Source organism: Pseudomonas sp. S2_A02 (assembly GCF_054668495.1).
Window position 1 is genome coordinate 1,385,893 of sequence record NZ_CP162776.1, and the last position, 19,295, is coordinate 1,405,187.

Consider the following 19,295-nt stretch of genomic DNA (forward strand, 5'->3'; position numbering starts at 1 on the left):
CGGCTGGCTGCCTGCTGGTGCACGCAAGGTTTGAATCTCTTTGAAACGAGCGAATCAGCCCTCACGCACTTCGAGGGTTGGCACCATGCGAATGGCTTTCGAGAAGTTGGCGTAGTTGACCGAGGTTTTGAGCACCACGTTGTGCAGCTCTTCAACACGCTCACGGGAGGCGTCGGTATGCAGACGAATCACTACACTCACTTCGTCGTAGCCCGGGTTGACGCTTTCGTCGATGCCCAGGAAGCCACGAAGGTCGAGGGTGCCGTCAGTCTCGATTTCCAGGCTGTGAATCTTGATCCCCATCATCGCGGCATTGGCGGCATAACCGACCGACATGCAGGCGTTGAGAGCGGCCATCAGCAGCTCTTGAGGGTTAGGCGCAGTGTTTTGGCCCAGCAATTCATTAGGCTCATCGGCGACGATTTCGAAATCCCGCGAATAGGTTTCACCGGCCAGACTGTAGCGATTGACTTTGGCTACAGAGCGAGTCTGGCCTTTCCACTGAGTCTTGACGTTGAAGCTCGCGTGGCGCTTGGTCGCATCCTCAGCAACGCCTTGGGCAAACTGCTGGAGTGCGGCGACATCGATACCATTCAGGTTACTGCTCATGTGTTCGTTCCTCTTCGGATGGACCGGGCGTTTGGCCCGAAAGAGAAACAAGCCTACCAACTGGTAGGTTGGCTATCAAGAGATTATTCTTCTACCAATCGCCCCCAAAAAAAAACAGCCTGGACAGAATTTTCCTGAATAGGGATAACTGCGATAACAATGCAGTATTTTCTACTTAATCTTGTACTTCTGGTAACACACTGGAAGCGTAGACATGGGTAGGTATCCGCAACCCAAACGCGAGACTAGACGTACGCTCGTTAAATTGAGCGCGCGCAGAAAGAATTCAGAGAGTATGAGCTAAGCGGCTGAAACCACTTACGAGGCGAGAAAACGGACCGAGCCAGCAGGGGCAGAATCGGCCGTTTTATGACGCAGAGAAAGGCTGATCAAACCTCAGTGATGCGTTTCGGTAACCCGAAGTCCATCTAAAATGAAATCAAATCCAGAAGACTGTTCGTAATTGTCGCTCAGCGCCCAAGATACAAAGCTGCCACCTTCCAACGTATTCAAGATGAACCTGGCAACCTTCACGCCGTCCAGCTCAGCTTTGAGTTCCCCTGCCGCTTGGCCCAGTGCGATATTGGTCTGAAGCCAATTGAGATGGATTTCGAAAAAATCTCGCGTCAATTCCTTTAGGCTTTCAGGCAAAGCCAGCAATTCCGCCGCCAGAGCGCCGCAGAGCGGAAGCATCGCGTTTTTACTGCTTTGTGCGAACATCAAGGCGAAGGCATTAAGCCGATCGATAATGCCGGTATTTTCATCATTGATGCATTCCAGCTGATTCTTGAACCGGAACAGATAACTCTCAACGATGGCAATCGCCAGACTTTCTTTGGTGGGAAAGTGGTGGTGAATACTCGCCTTCTTGATACCGATGTCTTCCGCCAGATCGGCATAGCTGAAGGCTGCGTATCCCTTGGTACGCAACAGAATCTCAGCGCTGGTCAGGAGGTCGGAACGTGTACTCATGATGCCGTTTCCAAATTTATCAATGCGGCATCATAAATTAGTACTTCTTCATAAGACAGCGCTCAGGTTGCGCACCTATAAACCACCCTCTGGAATCGGCCTATAAGTGAAACCTGCGCGGACTTGAATGGCGGTAAATCCGGCCATGCCTCAAGCAACACCGTCTGCAATGACAGGCTGCAGATAGCCCGCCAAACACCTTTCTTCCTTGTCGCCAGTTGGCCGGTGCTACGAAAGGCAGCGGGATCAAACTGCTGAGTAATCTGGGCCAACGGGCTCATATCGATTTTCCTTTTTGAAACGATCCAGGCACGCAGATATCAAGCAACATGAGTGTTCGCTGCGAGCTCATGCGCAGGCTCAGGCTTGATCTTGAACCAGAGGGCGTACATCGCTGGCAGGAACACCAGGGTCAGCACTGTGCCGGCAAACGTACCGCCAATCAGGGTGTACGCCAGCGTTCCCCAGAATACCGAATGGGTCAGCGGAATGAACGCCAACATCGCCGCCAACGCCGTGAGAATCACGGGCCTCGCGCGCTGCACAGTGGCTTCGACCACTGCGTTGTAAGGCGACAGGCCGGCTTGCTTATTGGAGTGAATCTGGCCGATGAGGATCAGCGTGTTGCGCATCAGAATCCCTGACAAGGCAATCAGTCCCACCAAGGCGTTGATCCCGAACGGTTGCTGGAACAGCAGCAGAATTGGCACCACACCAATCAGGCCCAAAGGCGCGGTGGCGAACACCATCATCATTGCCGACATCGAGCGCACCTGAATGATGATGGTCAGCAACATCAGCGCAATCATGATCGGGAACAACGGCAGCAATGCCTTGTTTGCTTTACCCGACTCCTCGATCGCGCCGGCAAACTCAATGCGGTAGCCCGCAGGCAATGTTTCGATGATGGGCTGCAACTGCGTTATCAAGGCGTTGGAGACATCGGGTGGCTGAAGACCTTCAGCCACGTCACCGCGCACGGTGATGGTCGGCGTCCGATCACGACGCCGCAGCATGGGCTCTTCCATGCGCACATCCACCGCCCCTACCTGGGACAGCGACACACGCTGGCCTTGGGCGCCGGTCAGCGTGAAGGCGGCAATTTTCGATGGATCCAGACGCGTCTCCCCAGCGGAGCGAGCCACCACCTGAACCGCACGAATGTCCTCACGCACCTCGGTGACAGGCACCCCCGTGAGCAGGAATTGCAACTGTTGCGCGACATCGCTCGAGGTCAAGCCGAATGCTTGCAGGCGATCCTGATCCAGCGTGAGATGAAGCGCCGGTGTGCGCTCGCCCAAGTCGGTATTGACGGTCCTCATCATGGGGCTGGCGGTCATGACCTCACGCACCTGCGCGGCGATATCTCGTAATATCGCAGGGTCGGCGCCCATCACCCGGAAGGCCACCGGATACGGTGAATAAGGACCAAATACCAACTGCGCCACCCGCACCCGAGCTTCAGGCGCCAAGCCATCGGCCACGGCTTGTCTGAGGCGGAGCTTGAGCGCCTCACGCTCTTGCTGATTCGCGGTCAGGACGACGATTTTTGCGAAGGATGGATCGGGTAGTTCAGGGGCCATCGCCAAGTAGAAGCGCGGCGCGCCCTGGCCAATGTAAGCGGTGACGATCTTCGCCTCCGGCTGCTGAGCCAACCACGCCTCGACCTTGGCCGCCGCCACATCAGTCTGTTCGATAGAGGTGCCGTAAGGCATCTGCACCTCAACCAGCACCTCAGGTCGGTCGGACGTTGGGAAGAACTGCTTGTTGACCACGCCCATGCCCAGAATCGCAACAACAAACAAGCCAACGACGGATGTCGCCACCAGGCCTTTGCGGCGGATAACACTGCCCAGCAGGCGCCTGAAACGCTGGTAGTTCGGCGTACCGTAAATCGCCGTATGCCCGCCTTCAGGCACCTTGATCTGCGGCAGCAGTTTGACACCCAGGTAAGGTGTAAACACCACGGCCACCACCCAGGAAGTGATCAGCGCAATGCCAACGATCCAAAACATGTTCGCGGTGTACTCACCAGCGGTCGACTTGGCAAAACCGTTGGGCATAAAGCCGATCGCCGTCACCAACGTCCCCGACAACATCGGCGCGGCCGTGTGGCTCCAGGCATAAGCGGAGGCCTTGATTCGGTCGTAGCCCTCCTCCATCTTCACCACCATCATTTCAATGGCAATGATTGCATCGTCCACCAGCAGTCCCAGCGCCAGAATCAACGAACCCAGGGTAATTCGATCGAAGTCTTTGCCCGTGGCCGCCATGACAATGAACACGGCCGCCAGGGTCAGTGGCACCGCCGCGGCAACCACAACGCCGACACGCCAGCCCATGCTGAGAAAACACACCAGCAGCACCACGCCCAAGGCAGCAAAAAACTTCACCATGAACTCATTGACGGATGCGCCAATATTCACCGCCTGATCCGTGACCTTGGTCAGGCTCATGCCCAAAGGCATCTGCTCGTTGATCGCTGTTGCCTCCGCCTCCAGCGACTTCCCCAGATCCAGACCGTTCCAGCCATCGCGCATGACCACGCCGAGCAACAATGCCGGCTCGCCATTGTTGCGTACCAGGAACGTTGCAGGATCCTCATAACCGCGTTTGACCTCAGCCACATCGGACAACTTGAGGGTTCTACCCTGCACCGTCAGTGGGGTATTACGAATCTTCTGCAGGTCATCAAACGCGCCATCCAGGCGGATGAAAACCTGGGGCCCCTTCGCTTCTACCGAACCGGCCGGCGTTATCATGTTTTGCGTGTTCAACGCACTGAAGATGTCTCGTGCAGAAATGCCCAGTGTCGCCAGACGCTCGTAGGACAGCTCGACAAAAATGCGCTCGGCCTGTTCGCCGATGATGTTGACCTTCTTCACACCCGCCACATGCAGCAAACGCTGGCGCAAGCTCTCGGCTTCGCGCACCAACAGACGTTGCGGCTCGCCCTTGGCCTTGAGCGCATAGAGCGCGAAGGTGACATCGGAATACTCATCATTGACCATCGGGCCGATCACCCCGGACGGCAACCCCTTCTGCTCATCCAGGATTTTCTTGCGCGCCTGGTAAAACTCCTCCTGGACGGCTGAGGGCGGCGTGCTATCGAGCAGATAAACCGTGGTGAATGCCAAGCCGGGCCGGGTAAAGGTCTCGGTCCTATCGTACCAACGCAGTTCCTGCATGCGTTTTTCCAGCTTTTCTACCACCTGGTCTTGCATCTCCTGGGCCGTCGCCCCAGGCCAGGCAGTGACCACCGTTATTTGTTTAATGGTGAATGCGGGATCTTCCGCACGCCCCAGTTTGAAGAAGGCGTATAACCCACCCACAGAAATCAGCAGGATCAAAAACAGGGTGATTGAGCGCTCGCGTACGGCCAGCGCCGAAAGATTGAAGCCACTCATCGACTTACCTCAACCACTGAATTTTGCGGAGCATCGGCGAGTTCAGTCCTGACCTTCTCTCCCTCACTCAGCAAGTGAGCACCCAATGCGACAACACGATCACCCACCTGCAGATCACCCGTCACGCGCACGCTGGCCTCATTATTCAGGCTGCGAACCTTGATCGGGCGCCATGCCACCTGCTCCGGTTCCCCGCCCACCACCCAGACCCCCGGGCCTTTACCGGCGTCGTAGAGGGCCCCCATGGGCACCTGTAATTCCTTGGCATCAGCAACATCCGTGTCAGCGATAACCACTGAGATCGTCGAACCCAGAGTGGCGTTGGAGAGCGCCCCCTCCAGCACATAACGCGCTTCAAACGTTCGGGTCTGTCGGTCGGCAGAGTCGGACAACTGGCGTAAACGCGCTTTACCTGCAGTCTGGTGCTGGCCGTATAGCTCAACCGTCGCCGCCGAATCCAGCGCAGGACGTAACGTCTCGGGCAACTGGATCACCGCCTCGCGTTGCCCTGAATGGGCAACACGCACCACCACCTGAGCTGCGCCAATCACCTGCCCCGGCTCCGCCAAGGTATCCACTACCACTCCGTCAGCATCAGCCAGTAACGTCGAATAACCGGTCGCGTTTTTCGCCACATCAGCCTGGGCCTGGGCAGCGTTTAGCTGAGCTTTCGCCGAGTCGGCCGCCGCCTTGAACCCGGCGTAAGCTGAGGCAGATACCGCACCGACGGACACCAGATCACGGTAGCGAAGCTCGTCATCGGAGGCCTGCCGAGCTCGGGCCATGGCGGCCAGTACCGCTTCCTGCTGTGCCCGCGCGGTCAGCGTCAGGTCGTTGGCATCGATTCGCATAAGGGGCTGCCCGCGCTTGACACTCTGTCCAGCATCCACCAAACGCTCCAAGACCTTCCCTGGTACCCGAAAACCGAGATCGCTCTGAACTCGAGCCGCGACGATACCGGTGAATACCCGTGCCGCAGGCGCAGAGGGCTGAACCACGCCGATGCGCACCAAGGGCACTTGAAGGCGAGGATCGGCAGGCGTGGTCTCGTTGCAGGCTGCCAGGGCAAACGGCAACAAGCCAATGAAAATGAATGACAGGTGGGGGCGCTGGATCATACAGACCTCTCAGTAGCGGATGCCCCATATTTATTCAAGTGACCATTTGTGTCAATAGTCACTACCGAGACAAATGAACATCGCCCACTTGATCAGAGCAAAGCAAAGAGGCTCGATATCTGGTTTTTTCAGGCGCACACGCTGATACGGATGCGCAGCGCATCCGTCAGCAGAGGTTTAAGGCATCAGGCTGCGCAGAACAAGATTGGAGATGAGAGAAGGGGCTTCTTCAACAACATCGAGGTTGTGCTGCAATAGCAGAGGATTGATGAAGGGCCGCAGAGCGAGATGAATCGCCTCTACCGTCTCGTCCAGCGGCGTCTTGCGTTCAAACTCGCCGAGTTCTCGCCCCTCACGCACGATTTGCAGCACGAAGGTCTTGATCTGAGCGTCATAGACTTGTGAGCTGGGCCATCGCTCCGACGCGGCGAACGCTGCGATGTCGTAGAGTTTACGGTCGTTAAAGAACAGGCTCACACCTGTCGCAATTAAGGTTTTGACCAGGCGCCGAAAACGTTCAGTCGGCGAGATGCCGTCTACATTGATGGCTTGCTCCACTGCCGCAACGATTTCAGTCAGGCAATTTGTACAGATTGCTTCACCAATCGCCTGCTTGGATTCAAAGAATTTGTAGATGTACGCCTTGGAAAAGCCGATGGCCTTGGCTAGGTCAGAAACCGTTGTTTTGCCATAACCGTACTGACTGAAATGTTCGTTGGCCGCCGCAACAATCTGGTCTCGAATGTCGTGATCGGCTGGGCCACGGGCGCTGGGCGAAGAAACTGATGGCTGATTCATGCGAGCAGCTTACTCATCCCAAAGGTGGTTGACAACTTGTGACCAAATTGTAATATCGTCACAAACCGCCCCTTTCGCAGGTATCGCATGCACCCTCCTCCTCGTTTCGCCGTCTTGCTGTGTTTGGGTATGGTTGCAGGTTGCGCAGTGGGTCCCGACTACTCAGAACCCAGTGTGGAATTGCCCGAGCATTTCTCAGCGCAAACGTCCAAGGCACGACAACAGGGCGCCGCAAATGCCGATCTCGCCGCTTGGTGGAACGCATTCGATGACCCAATACTCAGTCAGCTAATGAATCGAGCACTTGAACAGAACCTCGATTTAGCCCAGGCAAGCGCAAGGATCGAGCAGGCTCGCGCCGGTTTGGGCGCCGCTAACGCAGCCCTCCTGCCGTCGGCTACCGTCAACGCTCAAGCGGCCCGAGCCCGTCAGTCATTGGAGACTCCGTTGGGCCAAGTGCTGAATTCAGACCCTTCCTATAATCGCTACGGCAGTGCCTATGACGCGAATCTAAATGCCGGCTGGGAGCTGGATGTGTTTGGCGGGTTGCGCCGAGGTAAAGAAGCCGCCTTCGCCGATTATCAGGCCTCGCAAGCCGGAGCGATTGCCATACGCCTGGCAGTGGTCGCGCAGACAGCCGATCTTTACATCAGCATCCGTGGCCTTCAAGCACGCCTGGAAATTGCCCGGCATCAAGTAGACACGCGACAACAACTGCTCACCACCATCGAACACCTCTACGCAAAAGGACTGGCAGCTGAACTGCAGTTGAACCAGACCCAAGGAGCGCTGAATCAAGCGCAGGCAACCGTGCCGGTACTGCAAGCTGGCCTTGACGCAGCAATGAACGCGCTGGATGTCATGCTGGGCAAGGCACCGGGCACTTATAGCGCGCAGTTGACCAAACCAGCGCCTATCCCTGATGTGCCAGGCCTCTCGGACATGGGCGCTCCGGCCGACCTGCTGCGTCGGCGTCCAGACTTGATCGTCGCTGAGCGCCGACTTGCGGCATCCAACGCACGCATCGGCGAAGCCATGTCCGAGTACTACCCCAAACTGTCTGTGGCTGCGCTGCTCGGCAGCGCTACATCGGTATCCAGCGCAAACCTGTTCAGCAACGGCGCCAGTCAGGCTTCGGCGGCACTGGGATTACGCTGGCGGCTGTTCGATTTTGGCCGCATCAACGCTCAAATTGATTTGGCGAAAGGCCAAGAAGCCGAAGCCTTGGCCGCTTACCGCCAGTCCGTTCTGCGGGCCTGCGAAGATGTCGAAAGTGCTTTTTCGGCGCTGATTAACCGCGAGCAACAATCGACAAAACTCGCCCAGGGCGAGTCGGCGTATGCGAAAGCCAGAGCGACGTCGTTTGCCGCCTATGAAAAAGGCGTGGTCAGCTTGATCGAAGTGCTGGATGCCGATGAACATCTCCTAGCGGCATCAGATGGCAGAGCCCAGGCACAAACTGAATCGGCTCGCGCTGCAGTGGCCACGTTCAAAGCATTGGGTGGCGGTTGGCAGCGAGACGACTCAAATGCTCGTTTTGCCTCAAAGGCACTGTAAGACCTTAGAACGTCACACCTGTTTCATCCCTCTTTACGGCTTTAAAACGGCTGTTTTTTGGGTTTTGCTTTATCGGCTGTTTTTTCTGCTCGAGTCCAGGCCGTGAGCCAGACAGCAAAATCGAAAAGCCCCTGAATCGAAAGGTTCAGGGGCTTTTTTGTGGCTTTTCATAAAGTCAAAAGATCGCAGCCTGCGACAGCACCTACACCGGTCACGTTTTATCCCGACCGTAGTACGCGACGAAACGGATCATGTAGGAGCTGCCGCAGGCTGCGATCTTGATCTACCTGCCTTTTACCGGGTACCGCCGTCAGACATGCTCACTGTTTTTCGCATGCACCGCCCGCAGCTCTGTATGCCCATGCTCTGCCTCCACCACCGGAATCTCATTCCCGTCGCAGTCACGCAGCTTACCTTCGCTGAAGTAATCCCCTTCCCGCAATGCCGCCAGGTCCTGATAACGCAAGACCCGCTCGGTACCGGCCGCAAACACCGATTGTTGATCCGAGTTGCCGGCAGTGAGGTGGTTGAAGGTCAGGTTCAGGACGATGGCCATGATCGCCGAGGAACTGATGCCCGAGTGGAAGATCGTCGCGAACCAGCTGGGGAAGTGATCGTAGAAGTTCGGTGCGGCAATGGGGATCATGCCGAAACCGATGGAGGTAGCGACGATGATCAGGTTGACGTTGTTACGGTAGTCGACCTTGGACAGCGTCCGAATGCCGCTGGCCGCCACGGTACCGAACAGCACGATGCCGGCACCGCCGAGGACGGAGGTCGGTACGGCGGCGATGACCCGGCCCATGAAGGGCAGCAATCCGAGTACCACCAGGAACACACCACCGGTGGCCACCACGAAACGGCTCTTGATCCCGGTTACCGCCACCAGCCCGACGTTCTGGGCGAAGGCGCTCTGGGTGAAAGAGCCGAAGATCGGCGCGATCATGCTCGACAGCATGTCGGCGCGCAAACCGTTGCCCAGACGCTTGGAGTCGACTTTGGTGCCGATGATTTCACCGACGGCCAGAATGTCGGCCGAGGTTTCCACCAGGGTCACCATGATCACAATGCACATCGACAGAATCGCGGCGAAGTGGAACGTCGGCATGCCGAAATGGAACGGTGCCGGGAAGCCGAACATCGGACCTTGGGTGACGGACGAGAAATCCGCCATGCCGAGGAACACGGCGATGACTGTGCCGATGACCATGGCCAAGAGGATCGACAAACGGGAGATGGTCGCACTGCCGATCTTGCTCAGCAGCAGTACCAGCACCAGCGTCACCGCCGCCAGGCCAATGTTCGCCATGCTGCCGAAGTCCGGGGCATGGCTGTTACCGCCCATGGCCCAGCGCGCGGCCACCGGCATCAGCGTCAGGCCGATCGTGGTGATGACAATGCCCGTCACCAGCGGCGGAAAGAACTTGGTGATTCGCGAGAACACCGGCGTGATCAGCAAGCCGATCAGCGACGCGGCAATCACCGCCCCGAGAATCGACTGAAACCCACCCTCTCCGCCACTGCTGACAATCGCCACCATGGTCGCAACGCCGGAGAACGACACGCCCTGTACCAGCGGCAACTGACAACCGAAAAACGGCAAACCCAGGGTTTGCAGCAATGTCGCCAGCCCCCCTGCAAACAATGAAGCAGCAATCAACAAACCGATGTCCGCCGGCGAGAGACCGGCCGCTTGGCCGATGATCAAAGGCACCGCGACGATACCGCCATACATGGTCAGAACGTGTTGCAGGCCGTAAGCCATATTCGCGCCGATCCCGAGATTCTCATCCTCAGGCCGTTGTTGTGAAACATGGGGCGTTTTCATGGTTGGGGGGTTCCCTGGTTTTTGTTGTGCGCACACTGTATTCAATAGTCAGGACAAATGTCTATAGAGTTGTATACAACTAACCAGTCAGATTATGGACAGATATTCACACTGCCCTTTAGCCATAGAGCCTCCAGCCTAAAAAACTCTTGAAATACATCCTTCCTCCCCTTTCCCACCCCACCGCTAATCTTTTGCTTTCCAAGCGACCGCCGGCACGGCCGCCTCTCGCTCGCTCCTAGACACAAAACCGACCAAAAGAAAAAGGGGCAAATTGATCAAATCCGCCCCTTTACGTGTCGCTCAATTTGCCTGCTACACAGGCTTGATCAACCGCTCAAGCACCCGTTTCAACACTTCCTGCGCCGGCACTCGAATCCCGAATTCGCTTTCCAGTAACCCGATCAACTCATCCACATCTGCCACCTCCCGCCGTTCGCTCTCACTGCCCATGCGATGAATGGTAAAGCTGCCGTTAAGCAATGTGCGTCGCCATCCCTCCCCGTCCGCGCCACCATCAACTGTTTCACAAAGGAAGATTCAGGATGGGTCGAGACGTACCAGTTGCCGAGGGTGTAATCGATGTCTTCCTGACGTTGCAAATCGAAGATGTACATCGCCCTCCATTCACCGCCGACGTTGGCGCGCAGGGTATAGCCGTCGGCGTGCGGTTCGATGCGATAGGATTCGTGGGGGGTGAACTGCTCGGCTTCGGTATCCAGCATCAGCGGTGCGGTGGGCACCATGCCGCCGAAGCCGACGTCGGTGATGTAGCGCACGCCATCCAGGGTTACCAGGCTCAAGCGGTGAGTGCGGGCGGTCCATGCGCCTTCGGGCTGGCCCATGACCACGCGACCGGTGATGCCACGTGCGTCGAAGCCCAGTGTCTGAAGCAAGGCCAGGAACAGGTTGTTGAGTTCGTAGCAGTAGCCGCCACGACCTTCGCGCAAGACTTTCTGCTCGATGGACGGTAGATCGATGAGTACCGGTTGCCCCAACAGCGTGGTGAGGTTTTCGAAGGGGAAAGCACCTGTATGGCGCAACTGCAATTGGCGCAGGGTTTCCAGGGACGGCGCCGGGGGGGCGTCGAAGCCCAGGCGTTGCAGGTACAGCGCAAAATTCGTCAGTCGTGTTTCGCTCATCGCTCAATCCTTTATGCAGAGGTCCGCGGATCGCTCCGCCGATGGGCGCCATGTATAAGGGAAAACACGGTCGGACTGACAATTGATTTAGCCAATCGCCGCACACGCCAAGGTTATCGACGCTTGCGCGAACCCAATCGAATCCATGTCGGCGCATGATCGCTGGCATGAGGTTCGTTGCGAACCCAGGCGTCGACGCCGGCCTCTTGCAGGTAAGGACTCAGTGCCGGGTTGAGCAGCAGATGATCGATGCGCAACCCCGAGTTTTTCTGCCAGTGCTGCCGGAAATAATCCCAGAAGGTGTAGATCCGCTCCTCTGGATACAGATGACGCAGGGCATCGGTCCAGCCCTGGTCCAGCAACCGCTGATAACAGGCGCGACTCTCGGGTTGCAGCAGCGCGTCCTTGAGCCAGGAGCGCGGGTTGTAGATGTCCAGATCAGTGGGCACCACGTTGTAGTCGCCGGCCAGCACTACCGGATGGTCGCTGCTTTGCAGGTCCTTGGCGTGCGAGATCAGCCGCTCGAACCACGCCAGTTTGTAATCGAACTTCGGTCCCGGCTGCGGATTGCCATTGGGCAGGTACAGACAACCCACCAGAACCCCGTGCACGGCAGCTTCCACGTAGCGGCTATGGGTATCGCTGTCATCACCCGGCAAACCGCGCCGACTCTCCAGCGGCTGCGCATCACGCGCCAGAATCGCCACCCCGTTCCACGACACCTGGCCGTGCCAGACGGCGCCATACCCGACCGCCTCCAGTTCGGCGACGGGGAACGCGCCATCGACCGATTTGAGTTCCTGCAAACAGGCGATGTCTGGCTGCTCCCGCGCAAGCCAATCCAGTAGATTCGGCAAGCGGGCGCGCATGCCATTGACGTTGAAGGTGGCGATTTTCAGGTTCTTCATGATCCGACGCTCGCAACGGAATGGGCGATATCCAGTTGTGACCGAGGTGCGTCACGGCAGTTGCCGTGGCGCACGAAACAAGCGACTAAAGGTGCGTGCCCTGCGGCGGAAAATCATCCCTTGATGCCTTGAGCAACGGCAGCAGAGCATACTTGTCCACCGGCCGACTGAGGTAGAAACCCTGCACTTCATGGCACTGGTCCGAGATCAGGAAGTCCAGTTGCTCCAGCGTCTCGACGCCCTCTGCGGTGACGGTCAGGCCCATGGCCTTGCCCAGATTGATGATCGCCTGCACCACGGCGCGGTCATTGCTGCCGCTGCTCATGGACGCAATGAAGCGCTTGTCGATCTTGATCCCGTCGAACGGATACGTGCGCAGGTAACCCAGCGAAGAATAACCGGTGCCGAAGTCGTCCATGTTCAGTCGTACGCCCAACTCCTTGAGCGCATTCATGGTCGCCAAGGCGCCATCGACGTCGATGAGCATCACGTTTTCAGTGATCTCCAGTTCCAGTCGACTGGCGGGCAATCGGCTCTGGATCAATGCCTCCCGGACATCCTCGATCACATCGCTACGGGCAAACTGCACCGGCGACAAGTTGACCGACACCATCATCGCACCCGGCCAGGTCAGGGCCGTCTCGCACGCCTCGCGCAACACCCAGCGCCCTAATGGCACGATCAGATCGGTCTGCTCGGCCAATGGAATAAACGCGTCGGGGTTTAACAAGCCTTGCACCGGATGCTGCCAGCGCAGCAGTGCTTCGACCGAGACGATCTGCTTGCCATCGACGTGATAACGCGGCTGGTAATGCATCACGAATTCGTTGTTCTTGATCGCCTGACGCAGGTCGCTTTCCAGTTGTCGGCGGTGCTGGATCTGATCGTTCATGTGCGCCGCAAAGTAGCACCAGGTCTTCTTGCCATTGGACTTGGCCTGATACAACGCGATATCGGCACAGCGAATCAGCTCCTCCGGAAGATGCCCCTGGCGCCGACTCAAGGCGATACCGATGCTCGCACCGATGTGCAGCGTGTGGTGATCGTAATGGATCGGTTGATGCAAGCTGTCGAGCAAGCGCTCGCAAAACCGGTCGATTTCCGCGTGGCTGTCCATGCTGTGGAGCACCAGCACGAACTCGTCGCCACCCAATCGTGCAACCAGATCGATGTCCCGCGTGCATTCGTGCAAACGGATCGCCACTTCCAGCAATACCGCATCGCCGGCCGGATGACCGAGGGAATCGTTGATCGGCTTGAAGTTATCCAGGTCGATCATCAACAACGTCAGCGCCGCCGATTGCTCTTTCAGTGCCAGCGCGTCTTCGAGGTAGCGAGCCAGTTTGTTGCGGTTCGGCAAGCCAGTCAGTGCGTCGTGCATCGACAGATGCTGGATCTGCGCATGGGCGGCGACTTCATCGGTGATGTCGGTGGCCGTCCCGCGAAAACCCAGCACCGCGCCCTTGCTCTGGATCGGTCGCGCCGACACCCGGCACACCCGTTGTTGCCCCGACTGATCGCGGTAAGAGCAGCGCAAGTGACTGACGGCTTGCTCCTCATCGAGTTTGTTCAGCCACAGCGACAAGGGCGTGGTATCGCAGTTGAGCAATTGGCCGATGTTCTGCCCCAGCCATTGCTGATCGGAGAATCCGGTAACGGTGCTGAAGCGCCCTGACAGATAGGTGATGCAGTGCTGATCGTCGATTTCCCAGATCCAGTCGGACGCGGCTTCGGCCACCGCACGAAAACGCTCTTCGCTGGCCTCCAGCGCCTGATTCGACAAGTCGAGGCTGGTGTAACTGGCATCCACATGCCCGGACGTGCGCAGAACATATCGAAAGAAGTAAGCCGTCAACAACGCCAGAATCAACAGCGCTCCGCCCAGTGGCGGCAGCAGCGACCAGAGCAACTCATGCCCCGGCCGCTCAAGCCGGGAGACCAAACTGTAACCCGTGCCGGTCAGGGCGACGGCTGGCTGACCGCGGACAATGGCGTCGTCGGCCGTCAGGCTCAAATCATTCAACCCGTAATCGGCACCCAGGGTTTTGAGCTTCTCAGGGCTCAACTGGTCGACATATATCAACACCGAGGTGCTCTTGGGATCGACCGCCGGGCGTTCGTCATTGGGTACGATCGCGGCTGCCGTCAACAGCGCCGGCTTGCCTTCGAACAAGGTGTAACGGCTGACGGCCTCAATGAGGCTTTCCTGATTTTGAACCTCGTCTATAAGCGTCGCCATCGAGGTCGACAGGGAGGTTGTCGCCTGATCCTGAACCAGTAGCCCGCGCACCGTGGCGTATTTGGTTCGCTGACCATCGATCACGAAAACCGCGTCATAGTGATCGATGGTGAACAGGGTTTTACCCACATTCTGATCGACGTAGGCCCACTGCACATCGACCTTGTCGTTCAGGCGGTCGTAGGCGGTCGTCCAGTTGGCGTAGCTGGCGATGTAGTTTTTCGAGGCAGTGATGCGATTCTCAAGTGCGCGTTGCGTGTAGAACGTGGTTTTACTCAGGTCTTCGGCATCGAGCCGTGCGGCAATGCTGAACAGAGCCATCAGCGCGATCAGCACCCCAACCATAAATAGCAGGCCGATGACGAGCATCAGGTTGCGGGTAATCGGTGTATGACGCGCTGGTGCAGCGGTGGTAACGGCAGTCAAATCCATGCACTTGATCCTGTCAATCGATCGCCTTATCGGGTGAGACCGGCGGGGTCTGGTCTGTCGTCATGACAGCCAGGCTCTCCACTGACCATAGCAGCCATGCTCGGTCACCGCCCCTGAATAACGTAAGTCATTGCCACACTTGAAGAACCGATAACATCGCCATTGCCAATCAATGACCGAAAACCTCATCGATCCGAGCGCATCAGCGCCTCGACGCCCCCTTCCATGGACAACACCGCCGAGCGATTTCGCCCCGAGTTTTTGGCCTGATACAGCGCCGCATCTGCACGTTTGATCAACACCTCGGTGCTGTCGTACCCCGTCGGTACAAATGAATAACAGCCGAGGCTGATCGTCACATAGCCTGTGGGCGAACCGCTATGGATGATGTTTTTGTCGATGACACTGCGACGGATTTGCTCTGCGATCGTCAGCGCACCATGAATGTCGGTATCCGGCAGCAACACCGCGAACTCTTCGCCGCCGTAGCGCACCGCCAAGTCGGCCTGGCGATGGCAGCAACTCTTTAGCGCCCGCGATATCTCAGCCAGGCAATGGTCTCCGGCCACATGGCCGTAGGTGTCGTTATAGCGTTTGAAAAAATCGATATCGAGCATGATCAGGCTCAGCGGACTCGACCGCCGGGCACCGCGCCCGAACTCGATCTCCAGCGCCCGCTCGAACAATCGACGGTTGGCCAACCCGGTCAGGCTGTCGTGGGTGGCGATCAATTCCAGGGTTTTCTGCGCCTCGCGCAAATCCGCCTCAATGCGCTCGCCCGCGCGCACCTGATGAACGAACACCCAACCGAACAAGCCCACGCCGAGGACGACCAGAGCGACGATCACACTGGATTGGATCGCCGTGTTGTACCAGTCCTTGAGGATCGCGTCTTTGGAGGATGCCGCCGCGACCACCAGCGGATAGGCATCGAGCTGACGGTAGCCATACAACCGGACGATGCTATCCACCACCGAATCAATCATGGCGTTGCCGGAAGTCGCGCCGGGCAAGTGCTTTTGAAAAATCGCCCCCTGGGCCAGGGACGTGCCGATCTGCGATTCCACAAACGGCCGTCGCGCCAGCAGCGTTCCGTCGGTCAACGCCAAGAACATTGCACCTTTGTCATCGATGCTGAAGCTTTTGAAGAACTGATCGAAGTACGACATCTTGATTCCGACCAACAATACGCCCTGGAAATTACCGCTCTGGTCGTTCACCCGCCTGGACACTGGAATGATCCACTCGCCATTTTCCCGACTGCGAATCGCCGGGCCGATGTGTGCCTGGGACGATATGTTCTGCTGGTGAAACCTGAAATATTCGCGGTCCGCCACACCAGGGCCACGGGGTAGATTTTCGAACGACGTCACGACCCATTGCCCGCGCTTGTCGAACAGAAATATCCCGTGCAATTGATGCAGCGCCTGCACCCGCCGCGCGAAGGTTTTCTGCAAGCGTGGTGTCTGCGCAGCGTCGAAACCCTCAGCCTGAATCCAGTCCACCAGACTGGTCAGCACCAGATCGGCTTTCATGAAGGTGTCTTCGGCCTGCTGCGCCATGGCCCGGGTCAGGTTCGACGAAGACACCTCGGCCAACGCCAGGTCGTGCCGACGCGACTGCTCCAGTTGCAGGTAAAGCAGACCACAGAGGCAGAAACACACGGCAGCAGTGAACAGTACCGCAGCTTTGAGCAGGGGCAGCCGCTTCAAGGCACCCTCGGGCGCGTGGTGCGGATCGGGAATGGGGATAGGCAAAAGTGAGTCCTGAAAGGGCAAGGCATGGGCAGAGGCCCAAAGCCCTTGTTTTTTGTGAGCTTAGTCTACGGGGTTGGGAGGAATAAACGCAGGGGGCGGAGGATCAATGGTACACAAACTGTGGGAGCTGCGGTGTTCAAGTCCTGACTGATTGGCATTAGCCCGGATATCTCCCGCCCGGCACTAATCCCATGACGCAAGGCAAAACCGCATGACCTTGAAAGAGCTACGATTAACTGACATCACGACAGGAAATCGAAATGAGTAAAGCAGACGAGCTCGCCGAGAAGCTGAAACAATCCCGGCAAACCAGTGCCGACGCGACTATCGCCGATCAGGCCATCGATAGCTGGCCCGCCCAGGTCTACGAGCTGTATCACCAGATCGAAGCCTGGCTGCAGCCACTGATCGAAGTGGGCTTGAAGCTGCGTCGCAATTCCACTCACGTGTTCGAGAGGGCTCCGGACGAGGCGAGTTACGATTACGCCATCGACCAACTGCTGATCGAAGGCAACCACCACAGCATCACCTTCGACCCTGTCGCTCGCTTCACCGCCGACGGTGCCGGGCGGATCGAGATTCACTCGACAGGCAAGGAACTCGCCCTGTTGCGGACCGTGGACGAACACGGCGCGACGCATTGGTGGCTTCAGGCGATCGAACAGTCCGGGCAACAACCGGATGCGATCGCACTGACGGAACACAACCTGCTCCTGGCGGTGCAAGAAGGGCTGGGGCTTTAAGCTTTACAGCTTGTTCTGCCCCACCGCCATCGAGGGAGGCGCCGCTCGCCTCCCGTCCAGCGTTGGCCGTTCCGAAGGCAGATTCAGCGCCCGTAACACCGGGCTATCGTACCCATACACATCGGGCTTGAACGTCACTCGCCCATCAAGACTCAGGTCCACCGTCCAGTAGGCCAACAGCACCGGCACTTTCACAGGGAGCCTGATGTTCTCTGTCTTGCCGTTAGCCAGCTGCTTTTGAATCCCTTCGCTGTTCCAGCGAACCGGGTCGTTGAACAACAACTCCACCAATTGCAGCGGATTTTCTACCCGAATACAGCCGGAACTGGTCGCGCGATTGGATTGCGCAAACAACTCGCGATGCGGTGTGTCGTGCAGATAAATCGAATAGTCATTGGGAAAGCGAATGACTACCTGTCCCAACGAGTTATCCGCCCCGGCATCCTGGCGCAGCGTAAGGCCGCGCGGATTGTCCCAATCGACGGTCGACGGGTCGAGCACGTTGCCTTCTCGATCGATCACGCGAATCCGGCTTGCATTAAGGTAACCGGGATTGTTGCGAATCTTCGGCAGCATGTCCTTGACCAGAATGGTCGGCGGCACGGTCCAGGTCGGGTTGAACGTGACGTAGGTGATCTCGGATTGAAAAATCGGCGTGCTGCGATACGGTTTACCCACCTGCACCCGGGAGCGCCATATCAGCTTGCCATCACGATAGAACGAAACCTTGTACCCGGCGATGTCGACGATGACAAAGGTGCCCTGAAGTTTGTACAGCAGCCAGCGCGCCCGCTCCATGTTCACGCGGACCTGATCGATTCGCGCCTCGACCGGCACATTCAGCGCCGCGAGTGTCGCCGGCCCCGCCACTCCATCCGCCCCGAGGTATTGCTCTGCCTGATACTTCTTCACCGCCGCCATGACGGTGTCGTCGTAGTCGGAGCGCGCGTTCGTTTTCGCGGTTAGATAACCACCCGCCACTAAACGGGCTCGCAATTGCGCAACCGAGGCGTCGTCCATGCCGGGCCTGAGGGTCTGCCCTCCTGGAATCTTTGGCCAGCCACCACTGTCGCGAACCCTGCGCAGTTGCGCCAGGCCCTGTCGCAACGTGCCATAAATCGCTTCTTGTGGTGGCGCCTGGGCGAACGCACGCGCGACCTCATGGCTGTCGAGAGCGGCGAAGAAAAGATTGACGTCCTCCCGAGGATCGATGCCGACCGGGTCGAAATTCCAATGGATGTCCAGCCGCGAAGGGTCGACCTTACCGCGCCGCAACTGCAGTAGCGCCGTGATAAACGTCTGGGTCGCCGAGATATCAAAAGCCGCCTGTTGCCCGGGGGTTGGCGCCGTTGCCTGCATCGAGTTTCTGGCCGTGACCAGTTCGGCAATATGAAAATCCTCAGGGTCCAGGCCATCGACCTCGGTGTCGCTCAGGCTTTTCAATAACTGGACGACATCGTCATCGTCCGTCCAGGCCGCGCGATAGCCACGATGGCTATAAAAGTCCATCACCGCTCGATTGACGTCGACCCGTTGATGGCCCGGCGACGTGAGCAACGGAGGAAACGCCGAACTCAATGGCGTCAATGCCGCCTGAATCGCCTGACCGACATAATCACCAGGCGCGGCATCCGCGACCACGCTAACGGGAGATGGCGGCTCAATCGGCGAAGTTTCCGCGATTGCCATGCCGCTTATCAGAAAGCCCATAAAAAATATGCGGCTTATGACGAATAACCTTGTTAACTGCCCCATGGATAATCCTTAATCTCCCGTTTTCAACCG

At 57.9% G+C, this 19,295-nt stretch carries 12 protein-coding genes and 1 pseudogene; 2 read left to right on the forward strand and 11 right to left on the reverse strand.

Annotated features, from left to right (window positions below; genetic code table 11):
- Positions 1 to 54: 54 nt before the first annotated feature.
- From AB4O41_RS06255 to AB4O41_RS06275, 5 genes are all read right to left on the reverse strand, one after another.
- Positions 55 to 609 (reverse strand): OsmC family protein, encoded by a 555-nt coding sequence (locus AB4O41_RS06255; protein WP_460146706.1) that lies wholly within the window; start codon positions 607 to 609, stop codon positions 55 to 57.
- A gap of 396 nt (positions 610 to 1,005) precedes the next feature.
- Positions 1,006 to 1,581, reverse strand: a complete 576-nt coding sequence (locus tag AB4O41_RS06260; protein WP_460146707.1) for a TetR/AcrR family transcriptional regulator — start codon at positions 1,579 to 1,581, stop codon at positions 1,006 to 1,008.
- 320 nt (positions 1,582 to 1,901) lie between these two features.
- Positions 1,902 to 4,988, reverse strand: a complete 3,087-nt coding sequence (locus AB4O41_RS06265) for an efflux RND transporter permease subunit (protein WP_460146708.1) — start codon at positions 4,986 to 4,988, stop codon at positions 1,902 to 1,904.
- Positions 4,985 to 6,106: an efflux RND transporter periplasmic adaptor subunit gene (locus AB4O41_RS06270; RefSeq protein ID WP_460146709.1), complete on the reverse strand. Its 1,122-nt coding sequence runs from the start codon at positions 6,104 to 6,106 to the stop codon at positions 4,985 to 4,987. The genes AB4O41_RS06265 and AB4O41_RS06270 overlap by 4 nt, the downstream gene beginning before the upstream one ends.
- A 177-nt stretch (positions 6,107 to 6,283) precedes the next feature.
- Positions 6,284 to 6,904 (reverse strand): TetR/AcrR family transcriptional regulator, encoded by a 621-nt coding sequence (locus AB4O41_RS06275; RefSeq protein ID WP_460146710.1) that lies wholly within the window; start codon positions 6,902 to 6,904, stop codon positions 6,284 to 6,286.
- A gap of 87 nt (positions 6,905 to 6,991) precedes the next feature.
- On the opposite strand from AB4O41_RS06275, the gene AB4O41_RS06280 reads away from it, so the two are divergent.
- Positions 6,992 to 8,461, forward strand: a complete 1,470-nt coding sequence (locus AB4O41_RS06280; protein ID WP_460146711.1) for an efflux transporter outer membrane subunit — start codon at positions 6,992 to 6,994, stop codon at positions 8,459 to 8,461.
- A 310-nt stretch (positions 8,462 to 8,771) separates the two neighbouring features.
- On the opposite strand, the gene AB4O41_RS06285 is transcribed toward AB4O41_RS06280, so the two are convergent.
- The 5 genes and pseudogenes from AB4O41_RS06285 to AB4O41_RS06305 form a co-directional block, all read right to left on the reverse strand.
- A complete protein-coding gene (locus AB4O41_RS06285; RefSeq protein ID WP_460146712.1) occupies positions 8,772 to 10,289 on the reverse strand; it encodes a nucleobase:cation symporter-2 family protein in 1,518 nt (505 codons plus the stop codon).
- 315 nt (positions 10,290 to 10,604) lie between these two features.
- A pseudogene (locus tag AB4O41_RS06290) lies at positions 10,605 to 11,431 on the reverse strand (arylamine N-acetyltransferase family protein).
- Positions 11,432 to 11,544: 113 nt separating this feature from the next.
- Positions 11,545 to 12,339, reverse strand: coding sequence for an exodeoxyribonuclease III (gene xth / locus AB4O41_RS06295; RefSeq protein WP_460146713.1), 795 nt, complete (start codon positions 12,337 to 12,339; stop codon positions 11,545 to 11,547).
- Between the two features lie 85 nt (positions 12,340 to 12,424).
- Positions 12,425 to 15,010: a bifunctional diguanylate cyclase/phosphodiesterase gene (locus tag AB4O41_RS06300; protein ID WP_460146714.1), complete on the reverse strand. Its 2,586-nt coding sequence runs from the start codon at positions 15,008 to 15,010 to the stop codon at positions 12,425 to 12,427.
- Between the two features lie 185 nt (positions 15,011 to 15,195).
- Positions 15,196 to 16,767: a diguanylate cyclase gene (locus tag AB4O41_RS06305; RefSeq protein ID WP_460146715.1), complete on the reverse strand. Its 1,572-nt coding sequence runs from the start codon at positions 16,765 to 16,767 to the stop codon at positions 15,196 to 15,198.
- Positions 16,768 to 17,027: 260 nt separating this feature from the next.
- On the opposite strand from AB4O41_RS06305, the gene AB4O41_RS06310 reads away from it, so the two are divergent.
- The gene (locus AB4O41_RS06310; RefSeq protein ID WP_367372152.1) at positions 17,028 to 17,510 is read left to right on the forward strand and encodes a hypothetical protein; all 483 of its coding nucleotides are present in this window, start codon (positions 17,028 to 17,030) and stop codon (positions 17,508 to 17,510) included.
- 3 nt (positions 17,511 to 17,513) lie between these two features.
- On the opposite strand, the gene AB4O41_RS06315 is transcribed toward AB4O41_RS06310, so the two are convergent.
- Positions 17,514 to 19,265 carry a L,D-transpeptidase family protein gene (locus tag AB4O41_RS06315; protein WP_460146716.1) on the reverse strand — a complete coding sequence of 584 codons (1,752 nt, stop codon included), beginning with the start codon at positions 19,263 to 19,265 and terminating at the stop codon, positions 17,514 to 17,516.
- Between the last annotated feature and the right edge of the window lie 30 nt (positions 19,266 to 19,295).

Excerpts from the sequence above, each read along its gene's own strand:
- AB4O41_RS06280 (WP_460146711.1), top strand. The coding sequence starts at position 6,992 with ATGCACCCTCCTCCTCGTTTCGCCGTCTTGCTGTGTTTGGGTATGGTT.
- AB4O41_RS06270 (WP_460146709.1), bottom strand. The coding sequence starts at position 6,106 with ATGATCCAGCGCCCCCACCTGTCATTCATTTTCATTGGCTTGTTGCCG.
- AB4O41_RS06315 (WP_460146716.1), bottom strand. The coding sequence starts at position 19,265 with ATGGGGCAGTTAACAAGGTTATTCGTCATAAGCCGCATATTTTTTATG.
- AB4O41_RS06300 (WP_460146714.1), bottom strand. The coding sequence starts at position 15,010 with ATGGATTTGACTGCCGTTACCACCGCTGCACCAGCGCGTCATACACCG.
- AB4O41_RS06255 (WP_460146706.1), bottom strand. The coding sequence starts at position 609 with ATGAGCAGTAACCTGAATGGTATCGATGTCGCCGCACTCCAGCAGTTT.
- AB4O41_RS06275 (WP_460146710.1), bottom strand. The coding sequence starts at position 6,904 with ATGAATCAGCCATCAGTTTCTTCGCCCAGCGCCCGTGGCCCAGCCGAT.
- AB4O41_RS06265 (WP_460146708.1), bottom strand. The coding sequence starts at position 4,988 with ATGAGTGGCTTCAATCTTTCGGCGCTGGCCGTACGCGAGCGCTCAATC.
- AB4O41_RS06310 (WP_367372152.1), top strand. The coding sequence starts at position 17,028 with ATGAGTAAAGCAGACGAGCTCGCCGAGAAGCTGAAACAATCCCGGCAA.
- xth (WP_460146713.1), bottom strand. The coding sequence starts at position 12,339 with ATGAAGAACCTGAAAATCGCCACCTTCAACGTCAATGGCATGCGCGCC.
- AB4O41_RS06260 (WP_460146707.1), bottom strand. The coding sequence starts at position 1,581 with ATGAGTACACGTTCCGACCTCCTGACCAGCGCTGAGATTCTGTTGCGT.
- AB4O41_RS06285 (WP_460146712.1), bottom strand. The coding sequence starts at position 10,289 with ATGAAAACGCCCCATGTTTCACAACAACGGCCTGAGGATGAGAATCTC.